Origin of the sequence: Variovorax glacialis (assembly GCF_051216375.1) — a bacterium.
In the GTDB taxonomy this organism is placed as follows: Bacteria; Pseudomonadota; Gammaproteobacteria; order Burkholderiales; family Burkholderiaceae_C; genus Variovorax.
Genome location: NZ_JBPJZT010000007.1, coordinates 179062 through 199538, shown reverse-complemented (window position 1 = coordinate 199538; position 20477 = coordinate 179062). Strand labels below are relative to the sequence as shown.

General features: G+C 67.7%; 16 protein-coding genes. 10 read left to right on the top strand and 6 right to left on the bottom strand.

Features of this window, described 5'->3' with window-relative positions:
• Window positions 1-10 precede the first annotated feature (10 nt).
• From ACSFBL_RS20045 to ACSFBL_RS20025, 5 genes are all read right to left on the bottom strand, one after another.
• The gene (locus ACSFBL_RS20045; RefSeq protein ID WP_435517564.1) at window positions 11-1516 is read right to left on the bottom strand and encodes a wax ester/triacylglycerol synthase domain-containing protein; all 1506 of its coding nucleotides are present in this window, start codon (window positions 1514-1516) and stop codon (window positions 11-13) included.
• A gap of 368 nt (window positions 1517-1884) precedes the next feature.
• Window positions 1885-2340: a DUF4148 domain-containing protein gene (locus ACSFBL_RS20040; protein ID WP_435517563.1), complete on the bottom strand. Its 456-nt coding sequence runs from the start codon at window positions 2338-2340 to the stop codon at window positions 1885-1887.
• Window positions 2341-2550: 210 nt separating this feature from the next.
• Entirely contained in the window at window positions 2551-4029 is a 1479-nt protein-coding gene (locus tag ACSFBL_RS20035) for an efflux transporter outer membrane subunit (RefSeq protein ID WP_435517562.1), read from the bottom strand.
• A 1-nt stretch (window position 4030) separates the two neighbouring features.
• Entirely contained in the window at window positions 4031-7177 is a 3147-nt protein-coding gene (locus ACSFBL_RS20030) for an efflux RND transporter permease subunit (protein WP_435517561.1), read from the bottom strand.
• A 13-nt stretch (window positions 7178-7190) separates the two neighbouring features.
• Window positions 7191-8390: an efflux RND transporter periplasmic adaptor subunit gene (locus tag ACSFBL_RS20025; RefSeq protein WP_435517560.1), complete on the bottom strand. Its 1200-nt coding sequence runs from the start codon at window positions 8388-8390 to the stop codon at window positions 7191-7193.
• A 321-nt stretch (window positions 8391-8711) separates the two neighbouring features.
• Here ACSFBL_RS20025 and ACSFBL_RS20020 point away from each other — a divergent pair, with 321 nt between their 5' ends.
• Together ACSFBL_RS20020 and ACSFBL_RS20015 are read left to right on the top strand one after the other, a co-directional pair.
• Window positions 8712-8876 carry a ferritin family protein gene (locus tag ACSFBL_RS20020; RefSeq protein WP_435517559.1) on the top strand — a complete coding sequence of 55 codons (165 nt, stop codon included), beginning with the start codon at window positions 8712-8714 and terminating at the stop codon, window positions 8874-8876.
• 21 nt (window positions 8877-8897) lie between these two features.
• Window positions 8898-9086: a hypothetical protein gene (locus ACSFBL_RS20015; protein WP_435517558.1), complete on the top strand. Its 189-nt coding sequence runs from the start codon at window positions 8898-8900 to the stop codon at window positions 9084-9086.
• 25 nt (window positions 9087-9111) lie between these two features.
• On the opposite strand, the gene ACSFBL_RS20010 is transcribed toward ACSFBL_RS20015, so the two are convergent.
• A complete protein-coding gene (locus ACSFBL_RS20010) occupies window positions 9112-9846 on the bottom strand; it encodes a response regulator (protein ID WP_435517557.1) in 735 nt (244 codons plus the stop codon).
• A 158-nt stretch (window positions 9847-10004) separates the two neighbouring features.
• Here ACSFBL_RS20010 and ACSFBL_RS20005 point away from each other — a divergent pair, with 158 nt between their 5' ends.
• From ACSFBL_RS20005 to selA, 8 genes are all read left to right on the top strand, one after another.
• Entirely contained in the window at window positions 10005-10364 is a 360-nt protein-coding gene (locus ACSFBL_RS20005) for a DNA-binding transcriptional response regulator (protein ID WP_435517556.1), read from the top strand.
• A gap of 4 nt (window positions 10365-10368) precedes the next feature.
• Window positions 10369-12477, top strand: coding sequence for an ATP-binding protein (locus tag ACSFBL_RS20000; RefSeq protein WP_435517555.1), 2109 nt, complete (start codon window positions 10369-10371; stop codon window positions 12475-12477).
• Between the two features lie 296 nt (window positions 12478-12773).
• Window positions 12774-13088 (top strand): hypothetical protein, encoded by a 315-nt coding sequence (locus tag ACSFBL_RS19995; RefSeq protein WP_435517554.1) that lies wholly within the window; start codon window positions 12774-12776, stop codon window positions 13086-13088.
• Window positions 13089-13111: 23 nt separating this feature from the next.
• Window positions 13112-16183: a formate dehydrogenase-N subunit alpha gene (fdnG, locus tag ACSFBL_RS19990; protein ID WP_435517553.1), complete on the top strand. Its 3072-nt coding sequence runs from the start codon at window positions 13112-13114 to the stop codon at window positions 16181-16183.
• A 231-nt stretch (window positions 16184-16414) separates the two neighbouring features.
• Entirely contained in the window at window positions 16415-17338 is a 924-nt protein-coding gene (gene fdxH, locus ACSFBL_RS19985; protein ID WP_435517552.1) for a formate dehydrogenase subunit beta, read from the top strand.
• A gap of 12 nt (window positions 17339-17350) precedes the next feature.
• Window positions 17351-18001, top strand: coding sequence for a formate dehydrogenase subunit gamma (locus tag ACSFBL_RS19980; RefSeq protein ID WP_435517551.1), 651 nt, complete (start codon window positions 17351-17353; stop codon window positions 17999-18001).
• Complete coding sequence (gene fdhE / locus ACSFBL_RS19975; RefSeq protein WP_435517550.1) at window positions 17998-19005, top strand: formate dehydrogenase accessory protein FdhE; 1008 nt, start codon at window positions 17998-18000, stop codon at window positions 19003-19005. Before ACSFBL_RS19980 ends, fdhE begins: the two co-directional genes overlap by 4 nt.
• A complete protein-coding gene (gene selA / locus ACSFBL_RS19970; protein ID WP_435517549.1) occupies window positions 19005-20453 on the top strand; it encodes an L-seryl-tRNA(Sec) selenium transferase in 1449 nt (482 codons plus the stop codon). Before fdhE ends, selA begins: the two co-directional genes overlap by 1 nt.
• The last annotated feature ends 24 nt before the right edge of the window (window positions 20454-20477 follow it).

The following is a 20477-nucleotide window of genomic DNA, read 5'->3' as shown; positions in this document are numbered from 1 at the left end:
AGGCAGGGGATCAGGCGGATGCAGACCTCGCACCGCGCTTGGCCGGCGCGGCCCTCGCTCGCTTTACGGGCGCCTTGGCGGGGCGCTTGCGCGGCGTCCTGGCCGCGACCTTGGTCGGCTTCTCCTGCGATGCAACGGCAGGTTCGGCCGCCGGATCGCCCGCACCCAGGGTGGCCCGCAGTTCTTCGAACGCCTGCTCGGTCAAGCGCGCCAGCTCCTCGATGTGAGGCACCGCCTCGGGCATCGCGAGAAAGCCGAGCTGCAGCCGCTCGCCCAGCGTGACGGCGGTGACGTTGAGCTTGTGCCCGGCCGCCACCACCGACACGGGCAGCACCAGTTCGACGGCGGCGCCCATGAGGTAGGGCTGGCCCGTGAGGCCGAAGGGATTCGACACCATCAGGTTCGACAGGCGCGGCGCGGCCTTCGCGGCGACCATTTCCATCAGCAGCGGCACCGCATGCACGATGGTCGTGTAGAGCATCACCGTGTCGCTGCTGAGTGTCTTCAGCGACTCCTTCAGCTGACCCGTTTCGGCACGGATCGCGGCCAGCCGTTCGGCCACCGTGGCGCCGGGCTTGCCCAGCGGAAACTGGAGCACCGCGATCTGGTTGCCGCCCTTCGCGTCGGCCAGTGCCACCGGCATGTCGGCCACCAGGGGCTCCTTGTGCGAGCCGCCGCGCTTGCGCAGGTACTGCCGCATCGCCATGTCGAGCGCGGTCAGCAGCAGGTCGTTGATGGTCGCGCCGTGCGCCTTGCCGAGGCTCTTCATCTCCGGCAGCGGCAAGGTGCAGTAGGCATAGCTGCGCCTTGACGACAGCGCGCCATCGAAGGCCGAGGACACCTTCAGGAAAGGCAGCGCCAGTTCCTTGCCGAAGCTCAGCGACCGCAGTCCCTGCTGGACGACCATGCCGTACAGGCCGGCTGCGGACACCAGCGCGCCCGTGACCTGGTTGCTCGCGTTCAAGAGCTGCTGGACCATGTCCGCGCGCTCCTTGGTCGCGGTGCTGGAGCGCGGCACGCCATCCCACAGGGCGCGCACTTCCTTGTCCTTCGGATCGTCGCTGAGCCAGGCCGTGACGGCCTTGACGAAGGTGCGTCCGTCGATGATGCCGTGGTGCGCCTTGCCGTAGAGCGCCACGCGGCCATCTTCGAGCCCGTCGATGACATGGAACTGCCAGAGCAGGCCCGAGCGGTCGAGCTGTGTCTCGTGGAGCGCGCAGACTTCCTTCAGCAACTCGTCCATCGTCGCGTCGTCCAGGGTCAGCCGGTGGACGTGCTCGCGGATGTCGGGGTCGGCCATGGGCTCGACCGACGGCAGTCGGGTCAGCGATTTCCTGAACCGGTAGTTGAAGGGCGGACCCGGCGGGCGCTTGAGCAGCTTCGCATGCAGCTTGTCGGCAAAGTTTCCCTTGAAGCCCTCTGGCGGTCGCAGGAGAACCAGCGGGCCGATGTTGAACGGCCGGGCTGGCGTCTCGAGCAGGAACATGGCCAGGTCAATCGCCGAAAGTGCGGGCATCCTCGTCTCCTGTCGTCGCTCCGCTTTGCGGGCACCGTGGAGACTAGTCGCCCGTGCAGGCGTTGAAAATCGTGGCGCGCACGTGCTGACGGCCCGTGCGAGCACCTAAGCCATTAGGTGCGGCCACGTACTACCCTGACTTCGCTTGACTTCCGGGTAGGCGCGGGGTACACGGCGCGCTTTTGGCGACGGTCCCGTTACGCGCGCTGGCGCGGTCCGGCGCGGACAGGCTCGTCGTCGCATGGTCGGCGAGATGCGTCGCGAAGACCGGCATGGGTCCGGCGGCTGCCAGCCATGTCAGTCCCGCGATCGCCACGACGCGGTACCAGGGGAAGTCGAGGAGGAACATGCCGCCGGACCCCGCATGCTCAGTTCGAGGCGACGGCCGCGCGCTTGGCGTGCGGGTAGCGGTTGGCCGACAGTTCGAACGAACCGCTGTCCTCGCCGTACTGCTGGTCGAGCGTGCCGTTCTTTTCCGCGGCGGCGAGTTCGGCCTTGACTTCCGCGCGCGGCGTGTCGAGGGTCTCGTGGCGCGACAGGTAGAACGAGCCGCTGTCGGTGCCGTCCAGCACGTTCAGCGTGTGGTCGGCACGGGCTTCCTTGACTTCGCTCTTCACCTCGCCGCGCGATTCGGTCGAGTGGAAGTGCGAGGCCAGGTAGGCCGAGCCGCTGTCCTCGCCGTCGAGCGCGGCGAGCTGGCCGCTGGCCTGCGCGGCCTGGAGTTGTGCCTTGACTTCGGCACGGGTCACCTGCGCGGACGCCACGGTGGCGGAGAGGGTCAGGACGGTGGCCAGCAGGCCCATGGTGAGGTTGAACTTCTTCATGATGATTTCCTTCGCGCGTCTGAATGAAGGAGAGAGGTGGCGCCGACAGACACGCATCCGGCGATCTCTTTGAAAAAACCGGACGACTTGCATCTGTCCCGGTGCCTCTACTGTCGGATCCGGCGGTTGCCGCCGGATTGCGACGCGGCGAACGCGTGATGCGGCTGAAACGGGCACGGTTTCTTTTGAAACATGGCCCGTCGCGGCGGGCTACCTGGCGTTGCTGCCGCTGCTGGCGACGTGCGCGAGATCGCTGTCGTCGCCGGTGTCGGGGATCCAGCCGCCGCCCAGCGCGCGGTACAGGTCGACCAGGCTTTCCAGGCGATTCATGCGCACCGACACCAGCGAGAGCTGCGCGTTGTAGAGGTCCTGTTGCGCCGTGAGCACTTCAAGGTAGCCGTCCACGCCGCTGTCGTAGCGGACCTGCGCGAGCCCCAGGCGGCGTGATTCGACCTCGGCGTAGCGCTGTGCGGCGACGAGCTGGTCGTTGTAGGTGCCGCGGGCGGCCAGGCCGTCGGACACCTCGCGGAACGCGGTCTGGATCGTCTTCTCGTACTGCGCGATGCCGATGTCCTTGCGCACCTTGGCGACGTCGAGGTTGGCCTGGTTGGCGCCCGCGTCGAAGATCGGCAAGGTGAGCGCCGGCACGAAGGACCATGCGCTGGCGCCGGCGCCGAACAGCCCGCCCAGCGACGAACTCGCCGTGCCCAATGCGCCGGTCAGCGTGATGTGCGGAAAGAAGGCCGCGCGTGCCGCGCCGATGTCCGCGTTCTCCGAACGCAGCACGGCTTCGGCCTGCAGGACGTCGGGCCTGCGCGTGAGCAGATCGGACGGCAGGCCGGCGGGCACGTCGTCGCGGATGGCCTGCTCGCTCAGCCGCACCGGCTGCGGCAGGGACGGCGGCAGCGGCTCGCCGACGAGCAGCACCAGCCCGTTTTCGGCCTGCGCCCGCAGGCGCACCTGCTCGGCATCGTTGGCCCGGGCCTGTTCGACCAGCGTCTGTGCCTGCGTCAGGTCGAGATCCGATGCGGTGCCGACATTGAACCGGCGCTGCACGATCGCGAGCGAGCCGGTCGTGGCTTCGAGGGTCTTGCGTGTGACGGCGAGTTGCTCGTCGAACGCGAGCACGGTGAAGTACTGGTCGGCCACCTGCGAGACCAGCAGGATCTGCGCGGCTTGCCGCGCATGCGCGCTGGCGAGGTATTGCTCGAACGCCGCATCGCTGAGGCTCTGCAGCCGGCCGAACAGGTCGACCTCCCAAGCCACCGACAGCTCCGCCGACGCCGAATGCGCGACCAGCGTCTCGCCGCTCTGCGTCAGGCTGGCGGGCGTTCGCGACTGCGAGCCCCCCGCGCCGGCAGTGACCTGCGGATAAAGGGCCGCGCGCTGCACCCGGTATTGCGCCTGCACCTGTGCCACGTTCAGTACCGCCGCGCGGAGGTCGCGGTTGTTGTGCAGCGCAAGCTCGACCAGCCGCTGCAGGCGCTCGTCCGAAAGGAAATTGCGCCAGCCGATGTCCGCAGCGGGTGTCGCGCCCGGGACCGCCGCTACCGGCATTCCGTAGGCGTCGCCCGACGGATACGCGGCAGCAATCGGTGCCGGGGGCCTCTGGTAGATCGGCTGCAGGGAGCAGCCGGCCAAGGCGATTGCGGCCGCCAATGCGATCACGCCATGCTTTAGGACATGCATTTCAGACTCCTTCTGGGCTTGCAACGGCGGCTGACGGCGTCGTCGAAGCCTTGGGCCGCGCCAGCCTGGCGGCGACCACGACATAGAACATCGGAATCATGAAAATCGCGAGGAAGGTGGCCGTCGCCATCCCGCCGATCACGCCGATGCCGATCGCGTTCTGGCTCGCGGAGCCGGCGCCCTTGGCCAGCGCCAGCGGCAGCACGCCGAGGCCGAAGGCCAGCGAGGTCATGACGATCGGCCGCAGGCGCATGTGGGCGGCCTCGATGGCCGCATCCAGCGCGCTCTTCCCTTTCGCCTGCAGGTCGCGGGCGAACTCGACGATCAGGATGGCGTTCTTCGCCGACAGGCCGATCGTCGTGAGCAGCCCGACCTGGAAATAGACGTCGTTCGACAGGCCGGCCAGCGTCGTCGCGCCCAATGCGCCGAGCACGCCCAGCGGGATGACCAGCAACACCGACAGCGGGATCGCCCAGCTCTCGTACAGCGCGGCGAGGCAGAGGAACACCACCAGGATCGACAGCGCATAGAAATACGGTGCCTGCGAGCCGGACTGCTGCTGCTGCAGCGAAACGCCTGTCCACTCGTAGCCCATGCCCTCCGGCATCTGCTTCATCAGCCGTTCCATGGCGGCGATGGCCTGGCCGGTGCTGCGGCCGGCCGCGGCCTGCCCCTGGATCTCGACCGCGGGCACGCCGTTGTAGCGCTGGAGTTGCGGCGGGCCGAAGGTCCACGTCCCCTTGGCGAAGGACGAGAACGGCGCCATGCCGCCCTGCCCGTTGCGCACGTAGAGGCGGTCCAGGTCCTCGGGATTCATGCGGTACGGCGCGTCGGCTTGCAGGTACACCTTCTTGATGCGGCCGTCGGTATCGAGGAAGTTGTTGACGTACTTCGAGCCCCAGGCGATCGAGAAAGTCTGGTCGGCATCCGGGATGGCCACGCCGAGTGCGCTCGCCTTCTCGCGGTCGACATCGACCTTGAAGGTCGGGTTGTCGGCGAGCCCGTTGCGCCGCACCAGCGCGAGGTCGGGGTCGTGCCGGGCGAGTTCCAGCAGCTTGTCGAGCGCCTGCGTCAGCTTCTCGTGGCCGACGCCGCCGCGATCCTCCAGTTCGAAGTCGAAGCCCGAGGCGGTGCCCAGGCCCTGGATGGCGGGCGGATTGATGGGGATGATCACTGCGTCCTCATACGACGCGAAGTGCTTCGCCAGTCGCGCGTTCAGCGCATCGGCGCTCAGCTCGGGGCGATTTCGCTGATGCCAGTCCCTGAGCTGCACGTACACCAGGCCCTGGTTCTGTCCGCGTCCGGCGAAGTTGAAGCCGTTCACGATGAAGCTGCTCTCGACGGTGTCCCGCTCGTCCTTTGCCAGGTAGCCCTGGATCGTGTCGAGCACCCTGCCCGTGCGTTCCATCGTCGCGCCGGGCGGCGTCTGCACCTGGATGTAGACAAAGCCCTGGTCTTCCGTCGGCAGGAAGGACGTCGGCAGGTGGACGAAAAGCCATGCCACCGCCGCGATGATCACCGCGTAGATCGCGAACCAGCGGCCGGCGCGTCCGATCACATGGCGCACGCCGTGAACGTAGCGATCGCGCGAGCTGTCGAATGTCCGGTTGAACCAGTTGAAGAAGCCCTTCCTGCCCTTGTCCGGATGGGATGGCCTGAGGATCAACCCGCACAGCGCCGGCGTGAGCGTGAGCGCGACGAACACCGACAGCAGCATCGCCGCGACGATCGTGAGCGAGAACTGGCGATAGATTTCGCCGACCGTGCCGCCTGAGAACGCCACCGGCACGAACACCGCGCAGAGCACCATCGCGACGCCGACGAGCGCGCCGGAGATCTGGCCCATCGCCTTGCGCGTTGCCTCCACGGCGGGCAGGCCCTCTTCCTCCATCACGCGCTCGACGTTCTCCACCACGACGATCGCATCGTCCACCAGCAGGCCGATCGCCAGCACCAGGCCGAACATCGACAGTGTGTTGACCGTGAAGCCCAGCGCCGCCATCACGCCGAAGGTGCCGAGCAGCACCACCGGCACCGCGATGGTGGGAATGAGGGTGGCCCGGATGTTCTGCAGGAAGAGCAGCATGACCACAAACACCAGCGCGATGCCTTCGAACAGCGTCTTCACGACTTCCTTGATCGACTCCTTGATGAAGGGCGTCGAGTCGTTGGGGTACACCACCTTGAGTCCGGGTGGGAAGTACCGCGAGAGCTCTTCGATGCGCGCGCGCACCGCCGTGGCCGTCTGCAGTGCATTGGCGCCGGTGCCGAGCTGGACCGCGATGCCTGCCGCCGGCTTGCCGTCGTAGCGCGTATCGACGGCGAAGTTCTCGGCCCCCAGGTCGATGCGCGCGACATCGCGCAGGCGCACCTGCGAGCCGTCGGGCATCACCTTCAGCAGGATCGCGCCGAACTCCTCGGGCGTGCGCAGCAGCGTCGCGGCGGTGATCGTCGCGGTGAGCTGCTGGTTGCCGACGGCGGGCGCGCCGCCGAGCTGGCCGCCGGAGACCTGCACGTTCTGGTTGGTCACGGCGGTGTTCACGTCCACCGGCGTGAGCGCGTAGCTGTAGAGCTTCTGCGGGTCGAGCCAGATCCGGATCGCGTACTGCGTGCCGAAGACGTTGAGGTTGCCCACGCCATCGATCCGGCTGACCGGGTCCTGTACATGGGACACGACGTAATTCGCGATGTCGAACTTGGTCATGCTGCCGTCGGTCGACACGAAGCCGGCCACGAGCAGCGAAGCGCTGCTGGACTTGGTGATGCGCACGCCCGTCTGCTGCACCTGCGCAGGCAGCAGCGGCGTGGCGAGCTGCAGCTTGTTCTGCACCTGCACCTCGGCGATGTCCGGATTGGTTCCGGGCGCGAAGGTCAATGTCGTGGTCGACTGCCCGGTGTCGTCGCTGGCCGAGGACAGATACAGGAGGTGATCGAGCCCGCTCATCGATTGCTCGATCACCTGGACCACCGTGTCCTGCACCGTGGTCGCGGACCCGCCGGGGTAGCTCGTGGTGATCTGCACCGTCGGCGGGGCGATCTGCGGATACTGCTCGACCGGCAGCGTCAAGATCGACAGGGCCCCCGCCAGCATGACGAGGATGGCGAGCACGATCGCGAAGATCGGGCGCGCGATGAAGAATCTGGCCATCGTCGCACCTCGTCTAGTTGGTGCTGGAGGCGACGACGGGGCGATCGGCCGGCGTGGTGGCAGCGGCCGGCGCGTCCTTCTCCACCGGCCTGACCAGCGTCCCGTCCTTGACCTTCTGCAGGCCGGCCACGATGACCTTCTCGCCATCCGACAGGCCGCCGTCGACCACCCATTGGTCGCCAAGGGTGCGCGTCGCCTGGATGGTCTTGAGCTGGACCTTGTCATCGGCACCGACCACGAGCACCGTGGCCTGGCCCTTCGGATCGTGCGTGACGCCGACCTGCGGCACCAGCAGCGCGCGCTCGTCCACGCCTTCGTCGATGCTGGCCCGCACGAACATGCCCGGCAGCAGCACGTGCTTCGGATTCGGGAAGACGGCACGGACCGTGACCGAGCCCGTGCCCGCGTCGACCGTGACGTCGGTGAACTCCAGCGCGCCGGGCAGCGGATAGCGGCTGCCGTCTTCCAGCGTGAGCAGCACCTTCGTCGCGTCGGGGCCGGCCAGCTTCAACTTGCCCGAGGCGATGTCGCGGCGCCATTGCAGGCCGGCAAGGCTCGAGCGGTTCAGGTCGACGTAGATCGGGTCCAGTTGCTGCACGGTGGACATCAGCGTCGCCGCACTCCCCTGCACGTAGGCCCCCTGCGTGACCTGCGAGATGCCGACCCGGCCGCTGATCGGCGATACCACCTCGGTGTAGGCCAGGTTGATGCGCGCGGTCTGGACGGCGGCCTTGCCCGAGGCGACCAACGCTTGCGCCTGGCCCTGGGCGGCGACCGCGTTGTCCAGGTCCTGCTTGCTCACGGCGTTCGCGCCGATGAGCTGCTTGTAGCGCTGCGCCAGCGCAGTGGCCGACACCAGGTTGGCCTGCGCGTTCTGCAAGGTCGCGAGGGCGCTGTCCAGCGCGGCGCGATACGGTGCCGGGTCGATGGTGTAGAGCGGCTGGTTGGCCTTGACGTCCGAGCCCTCCTCGAACTCGCGCTGGAGGACGATGCCGTCGACCCGCGCGCGCACCTGTGCCACGAGATAGGCCGAGGTGCGGCCCGGCAGTTCGGTGCGGACCGGCACGGGCTGGCGGTGCACGGCGACCACTTCGACTTCCGGCGCCTGCGCCACGGGCGCATGGGGCTTCGAGTCGCCGCAGGCCGCCAGGAAAACGAAGGCGCTGAGGGCGGCGCCGATGCGGCAGCGCCAGAGTGCTTGATGCAAGGTCATGGAACCAGCTCCTGTCAGGGGAATGAACGCCGAAGACGGATCGGCACGGATTTGTGGAAGGCGTGCCGCTGGTACGGGCGAATGCTGTCGTCATTCATGAGGCGTCCTTGATCGGCATGGGGACCGATCGTCCAGGGCCGCCATTGCGTCGTGGTTTCGGGTGGACACCCTCGTGTTTCAGCTGTAGCGGAAGTCGACCGGAAAAGGGGCCGGCTGCAATCGCGTGGCAACGCGGGCGCTTCAAAGTTCAGCCATGGACCACCTGCAGCGCATCCAAGGGTGGTTCATCCTTCAACCCGATGCACACCCAAGGCCCATGCAATGACTCTCACCCTCGAAAACGCCATCGCCCGTCGCGAGACCTCTATGCGCGCGACACACGCGCTGTGCGACGCACATGGCGACGTCGCCACGGCCAGCGTGCCGGAGGTCTGGATCGACGAGACCGAGCGGCGCGCCTGGTTCCTCTTCGAAACAGGTCGCTGAGCGCGGCGGGGAGAAGAAGCCATGCCCGACATCACCGAACTGCTGCTGTCCGCGCTGGAGCGGCAATCGAAGATCAACGCTCAACAGTTCGACGACCTGCGCTCCAGCATCGCGACGCTTCGGCGGCAGGTCGGTGAACTGGGCCGGCGCGTCGACCGGCTCGACGCATCGAGCACGCAGCTCGATGCGGACGACGGGCCCTCGCGCTGAGCGAGGCCGCCAGTGTCTTTATGCCTCAGTGCACCACTTGCACCTGGGGCTCGAAGACATAGCCCGCGCCGTGCTCGGTGCGGATCATCTTCGGCGCCGAGGCATCGGCCTCGATCTTGCGGCGCAGGCGCAGGATCTGCACGTCGATCGAGCGGTCGTACACCTCCGCGCCGTGCAGCCGCGACATCTCGAGCAACTGGTCGCGCGACAGCACGCGCTGCGGTTGTTCGCACAGCGCCAGCAGGAGGTTGAACTCGCCGTTGCTGAGTTCGACGCGTTGCCCTTCCGGCGACGTCAGCCGGCGCGCCAGCAGGTTGAGCTCCCAGCCGGCGAAGCGGTAGGCACGGCGCTTGGTGCTGCGGCTCTGCGGCGCGGCGTCGGCCCGGGACTGGCAGCGGCGCAGCACCGCCCGGATCCGCGCCAGCATCTCGCGGTTGCTGAAGGGCTTGGTCACGTAGTCGTCGGCGGCGATCTCCAGGCCCATCACGCGATCGGCCTCGTCCTGCTTGCCGGTGACGATGATGACGGGCACCTCGCTGGTCTCGCGCAGGCCGCGCGCCAGCTTCATGCCGTCCTCGCCGGCCAGGCGGAGGTCGAGCATGACCAGGTCGATCACGCTGTTCTGCAGGACCGCATTCATCTCGGCGCCGCTCGCGACCGCGGTGACCTGGAATTCGTTCTCCGACAGATAGTCCGACATCAGCTCGCGCAGCGCCGGATCGTCGTCGACGACAAGGATGTGGGGTGCAACAGTGTTCATGGCACAGGGAGCGTAGTTGAATTGATCCTACGGGTGCCTACAGGCGCATTACAACTGTAATCCCGCCCCGCCAATCTGACATCGCCCCGGCACCCGCATCAGCGCCAATAGATCCCATGGGGCGCCACTTCGCCCCGGTGAAGGATTGGACTGATTTCATGCTGAAGATCATGGTTATCGAGGAAGATGGAGCGATGCGCTTGCTGATTTCCGAATGGCTCGCCGGCGAGGGGCACGAGGTCCGTTCGCTGCAGCGGCCCGCGGCCGCTTCCGACGACACGGTCGACCTGGTCATCCTCGACCTGCCGAATCCGCGCTCCCGGCACGGCGAGACCGCGCGCGCGGTGCAGGCGGTACACGCCTCCTATCCCCGTGCGGCGGTCATCGGCATCTCGACGCAACTCGGGCGCAGCCTGGGCGGCAATTCGGACGCAGCCCGCGCCCTGGGCGTCTGTCGCCTGCTCGCCAAGCCGTGCGGCCGCGAGGAACTGCTCGACGCCGTGGCGGCCGTCGCCTAGCCTCATGACGACGGGCCAACGGCTGCGGCAGCGGATCATCGCGGCGGGTGTCGTCCTGGTGGCGGCATTCGCCGGCTCGGCGGTGTACGACGGCTGGCGGCTGCACCAGCAGATCATGCTCGCCAACGACCGCGAGCTGGGCAACCTGGCCAAGGCGCTGGCCGAGCAAGGCGCCAGGACCCTGCAGGCGGTCGACGTGCTTCTGCGGGACACCACCGAATGGTGGGAGACCACCGGACGTCACCTGCCCCCGGAGGCCGTTGCGGACGGCCTGGCATCGCGCGTGGTCGGCGTCTCGCAAGTGAGCGTGCTGACGGTGGTCGACGCCCAGGGCCTGCAGCGCCATCGCTCGCGGATCACGGGGGCGCCGCTGGCCGATGTCTCCGACCGGCCGTACTTCCAGAGCCAGCGCGAGCACCCTTCCGCGGGTCTCTACATCAACGAGCCCGTGGTCACGCGCACCGAACGGCTGCCCGCGCTGGTCGTGTCGCGCCGGCTGAACACCCCGGACGGCAGCTTCGACGGCGTGGTCACCGCGATCGTGACGCTGCAGGAGATCCAGGCGGCCTACAAGGCGATCGAGCTGGGCGAAGGCAGCGCCCTCGTCTTAACGCTCGACGATGGCACGCTGGTGGTACGGCAGCCGGAGGTCACCGGGCTGGACCCCAGCCGGCGCTTTCCCGAAGTGCCGGGCTTCAAGGGCGCGCCATTGATCGATCGCGCGGTCAGTCCGGCCGACGGCCGGGCCAAGCTGGTAGCGGCCGTGGGCATTGGCAAGCGGCCGTTGACTCTGGCCATCATCCGCGACGAGGAAAACGCCCTGCGCCCGTGGCGCGACGAGGTGCGCAGCGCCATCATCCGCACGCTGCTGCTCACGGCGCTGGTGGTGCTGACCATCGCGGGCCTGCTGCGCCAGCTTCGGCGACTGGAGGCCGGCGAGGCCGAGAAGGCCGCGCTGCAGGCCCGGCTGCAGAAGGCCGAGCGGCTGGAGTCGCTGGGCACACTGGCCGGCGGCATCGCGCATGACTTCAACAACATCCTCGGCGCGATCCTCGGCTTCGGCGAAATGGCCCAGCAGCATGCGGAGCCCGGCAGCGACATGCGACGCCACATCGACCGCGTGCTGCAGGCCGGCGCGCGGGCGCGGGTGCTGGTGCGAAGGATCCTCGACTTCAGCCGCAGCGGCGTCGCAGAGCGCGTGCCGGTGCACATCCAGGCCGTCACGGAGGAAGCCATCGCGATGCTCCGCCCTTCCCTGCCCGAAGGCATCCGCTTCGATGCACGCCTGGAGGCCGGCACGGCCGCCGTGCTCGGCGACGGCACCCAGCTCTACCAGGTGGTCATGAACCTCTGCGCCAACGCCGCACAAGCCATCGGCGACGCCGGGGTGATCGAGCTCGTGCTGGAGCGCGTCCGTTGCGACGCAGCAAAGCCGCTGCTCCACGGCGAGCTCGCCGCTGGCGACTACGTGCGCCTCACGGTGTCGGACACGGGCAGCGGCATGTCGCCGGAAGTGCTTCAGCGTGCCTTCGATCCCTTCTTCACGACCAAGAAGGTGGGCGAAGGGACGGGACTCGGGCTGTCGATGGTGCATGGGATCGTGGCCGACCTCGGCGGCGCGATCGACATCCAGAGCGAGCCCGGGCACGGCACGAAGGTCGCTGTCTGGCTGCCGGCGTCCGGCGAGGTCGAAGGCCAGGCGGCGCGCCCCGATCCGCAATGGCCGCTCGGCAACGGGCAGGTCGTGATGGTTGTCGACGACGAGCGCCCGCTGGTCGAACTGGCCGAGGAGCTGCTGGCGGAGCTTGGCTACGAGCCGGTCGGCTTCGATTCCGCCGAGCGTGCGCTGGAGGTCTTCATGGCAGACCCGCAGCGTTTCGATGTGGTGCTGACCGATGAAATGATGCCGGGGCTCACGGGCAGCGAACTCGCCCGCCGCCTGCTCGCGGCCCGCCCCGGCCTGCCGGTGATCCTGGTCAGCGGCAATGTGGGCGCTGCGCTCGAACAGAGTGCGCGGGACGCCGGTGTGGTGGCGCTGCTGCGAAAGCCGCTCGGCCTGCGGGAGCTGGCCGAGGGCCTGGCGCAGACGCTGAAGCCGCGCACCGCCGGCTGAGCTTCACTGGATCCGGACGCGGGGCGTGTCCACGTCGATGCCGATGAGTGCGCGCGCGAACAGGTAGTTGTTGCGCGCCCGCTCGCTCATGGCGCGATGTGCGTCGCACTTGATCTGGTGCCTCGATGCTCGATTTGGGCCATTTCGCCTTCATTGCCGGCCAGGCTGCGAAATCATTCGCCCGAAACGGGGAAGATGACGAATGAAACATTCCCACCTCTAAGGGTTTTCCAAGGCTTGTCGCATGTCGGGTTGTATTGCCAACTGGCGCGAGCCAAACGAAGTTCGTCTTAGCCATGAGCCCGATCGCCCGGATAGGCCTCGCCGCCTCGTTGCTCGCGCTGGCCGCGTGCGATCGGGGCGCGCCTGCCGCGCCGCCGGCATCGGCTCCCTCGCCACCCGCCGCCAGCAACTCGTCGACCGAGGGCATCAAGCCGCATTCCGGCGACCTTCCGCCATCGTCCTCCGGGTCCGGGCCTGCCGAAGGCGCCACCGCCATCGGTGGCGTCACGGGCGGCAGGCAGGATGGCGGCGCTGCCTCGGGCGGCACGTCCGCACCGACGGGTGGTGACGGCGCAGCCAAGTCCGAAACCCCACCGCCGAAGAAATAGGCCGCATCACAGGAGGCTTCACGATGGACATGAACCGAAGGCAATTCTTCCGCGTCAGCGGCGCCGGGCTGGCGGCGTCCAGCCTGGTCGCGCTCGGCTTCTCGCCGACGCAGGCGCTGGCGGAAGCGCGCAACTTCAAGCTGACGCGCGCCACGGAGACCCGCAACACCTGCCCCTATTGCTCGGTCGGCTGCGGGATCATCATGTACAGCCTGGGCGACCGGGCGAAGAACGTCACCGCCGAGATCATCCACATCGAGGGCGATCCGGACCATCCGGTAAACCGGGGCACGCTCTGCCCCAAGGGCGCGGGACTGCTCGACTTCGTGCACAGCCCGAACCGCCTCAAGTTCCCCGAAGTGCGCGAGGCCGGCAGCAGCGAATGGAAGCGCGTCTCGTGGGACGAGGCCATGTCGCGCATCGCGAAGCTCATGAAGGCCGACCGCGACGCCAACTTCATCACCAGCAATGCCGACGGCAAGCCGGTCAACCGATGGCTCAGCACCGGCATGCTGTGCGCCTCCGCATCTTCCAACGAAACGGGCTACATCACGCACAAGACGATGCGCTCGCTGGGGATGCTCGTCTTCGACAACCAGGCGCGCGTCTGACACGGACCGACGGTGGCCAGTCTGGCCCCGACGTTCGGACGCGGCGCGATGACCAACCACTGGGTGGACATCAAGAACGCGGACCTGATCCTGATCATGGGCGGCAACGCCGCCGAGGCGCATCCGTGCGGCTTCAAGTGGGTGATCGAGGCCAAGCACCACAACAAGGCGAAGCTCGTCGTCGTCGACCCGCGCTTCACGCGCTCGGCGGCCATGAGCGACTTCTATGCGCCGATCCGCGCGGGCAGCGACATCGCGTTCCTCGGCGGCGTCATCAACTACCTGCTGAGCAACAACAAGCTGCAGCAGGACTACGTCCGCAACTACACCAACGCGTCCTTCATCGTCGGCGAGGCCTACCAGTTCAACGACGGCCTGTTCTCCGGCTACGACGAGGCCAGGCGCCGCTACAACCCTGACAGCTGGGGCTACGAACTCGACGACAAGGGCTTCGCCAAGGTCGATCCCACCTTCGAGCACCCGCGCTGCGTGCTGCAGGTGATGAAGCGGCACTATTCGCGCTACACGCCCGAGGTGGTCAACCAGATCACCGGCACGCCGAAGGACAAGTTCCTCAAGGTGTGCGAAATGATCGCCACCACCGCCGTGCCGAACAAGGCCATGACGATCATGTATGCGCTGGGCTGGACGCAGCACAGCCAGGGCTCGCAGATGATTCGCACCGCGGCGATCGTGCAATTGCTGCTCGGCAACATCGGCATCGCCGGCGGCGGCATGAATGCACTGCGGGGCCACAGCAACATCCAGGGCCTGACCGACCTGGGCCTGTTGTCGAACTCGCTGCCGGGCTACCTCTCCCTGGCGCGCGACGAGGAGCAGGACCTCGACACCTACTACAAGACACGCGCGCTGCAGCCCCTGCGGCCCAACCAGATGAGCTACTGGCAGAACTACCCCAAGTTCTTCGTCAGTCTCCAGAAGGCCTGGTGGGGCAGCGCGGCCACGGCCGACAATTCGTGGGCCTACCACTACCTGCCGAAGATCGACAAGCTCTACGACGTGCTGCAGGCCTTCGAGCTGATGAACCAGGGCAAGCTCAACGGCTACCTCTGCCAGGGCTTCAATCCGGTGGGTTCCTTCCCCAACAAGAAGAAGATCATCGCGGGGCTGTCCAAGCTCAAGTTCATGGTCACCATCGATCCGCTCAACACCGAGACCTCCGAGTTCTGGAAGAACTTCGGCGAGCACAACGACGTGAAGAGCGAGGAGATCCAGACCACGGTGTTCCGCCTGCCCTCCACCTGCTTTGCCGAAGAAGACGGCTCGCTCACCAACTCCGGCCGCTGGCTGCAATGGCACTGGAACGGCGCACCGCCACCCGGCGAGGCCAAGGGCGACATCGAAATCATCGCCGACATCTTCAACCGGATAAAGACGGCCTATGTGAAGGAAGGGGGCGCCTTCCCGGATCCGATCGTCAAGCTGACCTGGCCCTACAAGATCCCGCACAGTCCGTCGGCCGAAGAGCTCGCGATGGAATACAACGGCAAGGCGCTCACCGACCTGGTCGACCCCAAGGACGCGACCAAGGTGATGGCGAAGGCGGGCGAGCAACTGTCGGGCTTCGGGCTACTGCGCGACGACGGTTCGACCTCCGCCGGCTGCTGGATCTACACCGGCGCCTGGACGCAGGCCGGCAACCAGATGGGCCGCCGCGACAACGCCGACCCGTGGGGCATCGGGCAGACGCTCGGCTGGGCATGGGCCTGGCCGGCGAATCGCCGCATCCTCTACAACGCCGCATCGAGCGCGCCCGACGGCAAGCCATGGGACGCGACGCGCAGGCTCGTGCAATGGAACGGCACGAGCTGGGGCGGCTCGGACGTTCCCGACATCCGGCCCGACGCGAACCCGGGCGATGCCGACCGCGTCCAGCCCTTCATCATGACCTCCGAGGGCGTGGCACGGCTCTTCGCACCCACCGGCATGGCCGAAGGTCCGCTGCCCGAGCACTACGAGCCCTTCGAATCGCCGCTCGACAACAACCCGATGCACCCGAACAACGCGAAGGCGCGCGCCAACCCGGCGGCCCGCGTGTTCAAGGGCGACCTGGAAGCCTTCGGCTCGCCGAAGGACTTCCCCTATGTCGCGACCAGCTACCGGCTGACCGAGCACTTTCACTACTGGACCAAGAACGCGCTGACCAACGCGATCATCCAGCCGCAGCAGTTCGTCGAGATCGGCGAGGAGCTTGCCAAGTCCAAGGGCATTGCCCACGGGGACATGGTGAAGGTGTCGTCGAACCGGGGCTTCATCAAGGCCGTCGCGGTGGTCACTAAGCGCATCCCGCGGCTGCAGTGCGACGGCCGGACCATCGACACCGTCGGCCTGCCCAACCACTGGGGCTTCGTTGGCCTCACCCGGCCCGGCTACCTGGTCAACACGCTGACGCCGTTCGTGGGCGATGCCAACACGCAGACGCCGGAGTTCAAGGCGTTCATCGTGAACATCGAAAAGGCATGAACACGAGCCCACCCCCGAAGCGCCTGCGGCGCTTCCCCCTCGAGGGGGCGATACCGGCGGCCCGGCGAAGCCGGTTCCGCGGTATGAGGCCACCCCCGAAGCGCCTGCGGCGCCTCCCCCTCGAGGGGGCGATACCGGCGGCCCGGCGGAGCCGGTTCCGCGGTATCCCTGGGCTCGGGCCTGGCGGGTTCATGCGTTGCGAGTCATTTGGTCACGTGGGGGGGAACTGACATGTCTTCACTGCAGTCACTCGACATCGCCGCGCGCTCGGCGACCACCACGCCCAGTCCGCAGGCGCGCTCGACGCCCGAGGTGGCGAAGCTCATCGATGTGTCCAGCTGCATCGGCTGCAAGGCCTGCCAGGTGGCGTGCATGCAGTGGAACGACCTGCGCGACACGGTGGGCCACAACGTGGGCGTGTACGACAACCCGGCCGACCTGTCGCCCGAGTCTTGGACGGTCATGCGCTTCTCTGAAGTCGAGACGAAGCAGAACGAGGAGACGAAGCTCGAATGGCTGATCCGCAAGGACGGCTGCATGCACTGCGCGGACCCGGGATGCCTCAAGGCTTGCCCATCCCCTGGCGCCATCATCAAGTACGCCAACGGCATCGTCGACTTTATCAGCGAGCATTGCGTGGGCTGCGGCAACTGCGTGACCGGCTGCCCTTTCGACGTGCCCCGCATCAGCAAGAAGGACGACAAGGCCTACAAGTGCTCGCTGTGCTCCGACCGCGTCGGCGTGGGCCTGGAGCCCGCTTGCGTCAAGGCCTGCCCCACGGGCGCGATCCGCTTCGGCACCAAGAGCGACATGCTCGACTACGGCGCGGAGCGCATCGTCGACCTCAAGGAGCGCGGCTATGCGCAGGCCGCCGTGTACAACCCGCCGGGCGTGGGCGGCACGCACGTGATGTATGTGCTGCAGCACGGCGACAAGCCGGAGCTCTACCACGGGCTGCCGGCCGACCCGCACATCAGTCCCTGGGTCTCGCTGTGGAAGAGCGCCGCCAAGCCGCTGGCGGTGGCTGCCATGGTCGGCGCCGCAGTGGCCGGCTTCTTCCACTACAACAAGGTCGGGCCGCTGGAGGTCGAGGAGGACGAGAACCCGGATCCCACGCTGGGCGAGAAGCCCACCGAGCGCAGGACGGACGTTTGAGGAGCAGTTGCCATGTCACGCACCATCATCCGACGCTATCCCGACCACACGCGCATGAACCACTGGGCGGTGGCATTCCTCTTCATCTGCGCGGCGCTGTCGGGACTGGCCTTCTTCCATCCGTCGATGTTCTTCTTCAGCGCCCTCTTCGGCGGCGGACCGTGGACGCGCATCCTGCACCCCTTCTTCGGACTGCTGATGGTGCTGGGCTTCGTCCTGCTGTTCTTCCAGGTGTGGCACGAGAACACCTGGAAGTCCCACGACACCCAATGGGTCCGGCATGCCGGCGACCTGCTCAAGGGTGACGAGGACAAGATGCCGCAGGTGGGCAAGTACAACGCCGGCCAGAAGGGCGTGTTCTGGCTGTTCACCGTCTGCCTGCTGCTCCTGCTGATCACCGGCTTCATGTTCTGGCGGCCCTGGTTCGTCGACTTCTTCCCGATCACCCTGCGGCGCATCGCGGTGGTGGTGCACTCGGCGTCGGCCGCGATCCTGGTGATCGGCGTGATCGTGCACGTCTACGCGGCGATCTGGGTCAAGGGGTCGATCCGCTCGATGACGCGCGGCACCGTCAGCGACGGCTGGGCTCGCAAGCACCATCCGCTCTGGTACGACCAATTGCGCAAGCAGGGCGCGGTGCCGGAGCGCAGAATAGATCCATGAGCCTGAGCCAAGCCAGTCCGCTGCTGACACCGGAAGAGATCGCCGTCCGCGCGGGACAGCAGGTTCCGTTTCTCCAGACGCCTCGCCGCTCGGAGGTCTTCGCCGAGCGCGAGATGCGGTTGCGCCAGCGCGCCGCGTCGCACCCGATGCGCGACTTCCTGATCTTCATGGCCGACGTCGCGCATGCGCAGCACGCGGCGCTCCAGGACTTTCCCGCCGTTCCCCTGCCGGATGCCGCCGCGCTGGACGCCGCCTCGCGGGCCGGCATGCCGCCCCTGCCTGCGATCGACTGGCCGCGCGACCCGGCATGGCGGGCGGTGCTGCGCCGCATGCTCGACCGCCTGCTGCAACGGCTCGAAGGCAGTCCCGCGCAAGCCAGCGTTCGCGCCCTGCGCGAAGCGGACGACGACAGACTCGAAGCGCAGGCCGACCGCCTGCTCAACAACGTGATGCTCGGCCTGGACCTCGCGGCCGCGCCGCTCATCGCCGCCGCACTTCAGGCGTACTGGTCGCAGCTCGTGATCGCGACGCAGGACGCGCGTGGCGCCGACCGCCTCCCGCCGTTCGGCCGCACGGACGACGCCACGCTGTGCCCCTGCTGCGGCAGCCGTCCGACGGCCAGCATCTCGCGCATCGAACCCAGCGCGGGCAGCTATCGCTACCTGCACTGCTCGCTGTGCTCGACGCAATGGCACATGGTGCGCATCAAGTGCAGCCATTGCGAGAGCACCAAGGGCATCCACTACCAGTCGCTGCAGCCCGTCGACGCTGCCGCATCCGGTGCGCCCAAGTCCGTCATCGAAGCCGAGACCTGCGACGAGTGCGGCCACTACCTGAAGATCGTGCACATGGAGCGCGACGCGCAGGTCGAGGCCGCGGCCGATGACCTGGCCTCGGTCACGCTCGACCTCCTGGTGTCCGAAGCGGGCTTTCGCCGGCACGGCGTCAATCTGATGCTGCTCTTCGGCGATCCCGACATTCCCGACGACGGCGGAGGCGGCTGATGCCTGCGACCGACGAATCCGTGGTTCACGGTTCGAAGGCCAGGCCCCAGGATCTGCCTTCGGTGGACAAGCTGCTCCGGCTGGATGCATCGCGCGCTCTGCTGGATGCGCACGGTCACACGCTCGTCGCCAACGAAGCCCGCGCCCTGCTCGATGGCCTTCGCGCCCAGGCGGTCGTCGGTGCCCTGCCCCGTTTGGAGGTCGAGTCCCATGCGCTCTCCGCCGCGCTCGCTGCGCGCGTGCAAGCCCGGCTGGCGCCGCGCATGCGCGCCGTGCTCAACCTCACCGGCACCGTCATCCACACCAACCTGGGCCGTGCCCTGCTCGCCGACGCGGCCCTGCAGCACCTGCTACGGGTGATGACCGCGCCCAACAACCTCGAGTACGACCTGGCATCGGGCACCCGGGGCGATCGCGATTCCATCGTCGAAGAACTGTTGTGCACCATCACTGGCGCGCAGGCCGCCACGGTGGTCAACAACAACGCGGCGGCCGTGCTGCTCTCCATCGCCGCGCTCGCGCGTGACCGGGAAGTCATCGTCTCGCGCGGCGAACTGGTCGAGATCGGCGGCGCCTTCCGCATGCCCGACGTGATGGCGAGCGCCGGTGCGCGCATGGTCGAAGTCGGCACCACGAACCGCACGCACCCGCAGGACTACGAGCGCGCCATCAACGCGCAGACCGCGCTCGTCATGAAGGTGCACACCAGCAACTACGCCGTGCAGGGCTTCACCGCGGCCGTCGACGAGGCCACCCTTGCCGGCATCGCGCATGCGCGGGGCGTGCCGCTGGCCACCGACCTGGGCAGCGGCTCGCTCGTCAACCTGGCCCACTACGGCCTGCCGCGCGAACCCTTGCCGCAGGAGATGCTCGCCGCCGGTTGCGATGTCGTCACCTTCTCCGGCGACAAGCTCCTGGGCGGTCCGCAGGCCGGACTCATCGTGGGCAGCAAGGAGGCGGTGGGCCGCGTCCGCAAGTTCCCGATGAAGCGGGCCCTGCGCATGAGCAAGCTGCCGCTGGCCGCGCTCGAAGCCACGCTGATGCTCTACCTGCGGCCCGAACGGTTGGCGCAGGACCTTCCCACCCTGCGATTGCTGACCCGGCCCGCCGACACGATCCGCGCGCTGGCGCATACGCTGCAACCCACACTCGCGTCGACGGTGGCACCGCGCTTCACGGTCGAAGTTGTCGACCTGCTGGGTCAGATCGGCTCGGGTTCGCTGCCGGTCGAGCGCCTGCCATCGGCCGGCCTCGCCCTCGCGCCGGCCGGCACGACGAAGAAAGGCATCGGCACCTCGCTCGATGCGCTCGCCACCGCCCTGCGCGCCCTTCCCCTGCCGGTGATCGGCCGCATCGCCGAAGACCGCCTGCTGCTCGACCTCCGCTGCCTGGAGGAAAGCGAAGCCTTCGTGGCGCAGCTGCCTCGCCTGAAACAACTTCTGAGCTGACATTTCCGATCCACCTCGACCAGG

Excerpts from the sequence above, each read along its gene's own strand:
- ACSFBL_RS20045 (WP_435517564.1), bottom strand. The coding sequence starts at position 1,516 with ATGCCCGCACTTTCGGCGATTGACCTGGCCATGTTCCTGCTCGAGACG.
- ACSFBL_RS20040 (WP_435517563.1), bottom strand. The coding sequence starts at position 2,340 with ATGAAGAAGTTCAACCTCACCATGGGCCTGCTGGCCACCGTCCTGACC.
- ACSFBL_RS20035 (WP_435517562.1), bottom strand. The coding sequence starts at position 4,029 with ATGCATGTCCTAAAGCATGGCGTGATCGCATTGGCGGCCGCAATCGCC.
- ACSFBL_RS20030 (WP_435517561.1), bottom strand. The coding sequence starts at position 7,177 with ATGGCCAGATTCTTCATCGCGCGCCCGATCTTCGCGATCGTGCTCGCC.
- ACSFBL_RS20025 (WP_435517560.1), bottom strand. The coding sequence starts at position 8,390 with ATGACCTTGCATCAAGCACTCTGGCGCTGCCGCATCGGCGCCGCCCTC.
- ACSFBL_RS20020 (WP_435517559.1), top strand. The coding sequence starts at position 8,712 with ATGACTCTCACCCTCGAAAACGCCATCGCCCGTCGCGAGACCTCTATG.
- ACSFBL_RS20015 (WP_435517558.1), top strand. The coding sequence starts at position 8,898 with ATGCCCGACATCACCGAACTGCTGCTGTCCGCGCTGGAGCGGCAATCG.
- ACSFBL_RS20010 (WP_435517557.1), bottom strand. The coding sequence starts at position 9,846 with ATGAACACTGTTGCACCCCACATCCTTGTCGTCGACGACGATCCGGCG.
- ACSFBL_RS20005 (WP_435517556.1), top strand. The coding sequence starts at position 10,005 with ATGCTGAAGATCATGGTTATCGAGGAAGATGGAGCGATGCGCTTGCTG.
- ACSFBL_RS20000 (WP_435517555.1), top strand. The coding sequence starts at position 10,369 with ATGACGACGGGCCAACGGCTGCGGCAGCGGATCATCGCGGCGGGTGTC.
- ACSFBL_RS19995 (WP_435517554.1), top strand. The coding sequence starts at position 12,774 with ATGAGCCCGATCGCCCGGATAGGCCTCGCCGCCTCGTTGCTCGCGCTG.
- fdxH (WP_435517552.1), top strand. The coding sequence starts at position 16,415 with ATGTCTTCACTGCAGTCACTCGACATCGCCGCGCGCTCGGCGACCACC.
- ACSFBL_RS19980 (WP_435517551.1), top strand. The coding sequence starts at position 17,351 with ATGTCACGCACCATCATCCGACGCTATCCCGACCACACGCGCATGAAC.
- fdhE (WP_435517550.1), top strand. The coding sequence starts at position 17,998 with ATGAGCCTGAGCCAAGCCAGTCCGCTGCTGACACCGGAAGAGATCGCC.
- selA (WP_435517549.1), top strand. The coding sequence starts at position 19,005 with ATGCCTGCGACCGACGAATCCGTGGTTCACGGTTCGAAGGCCAGGCCC.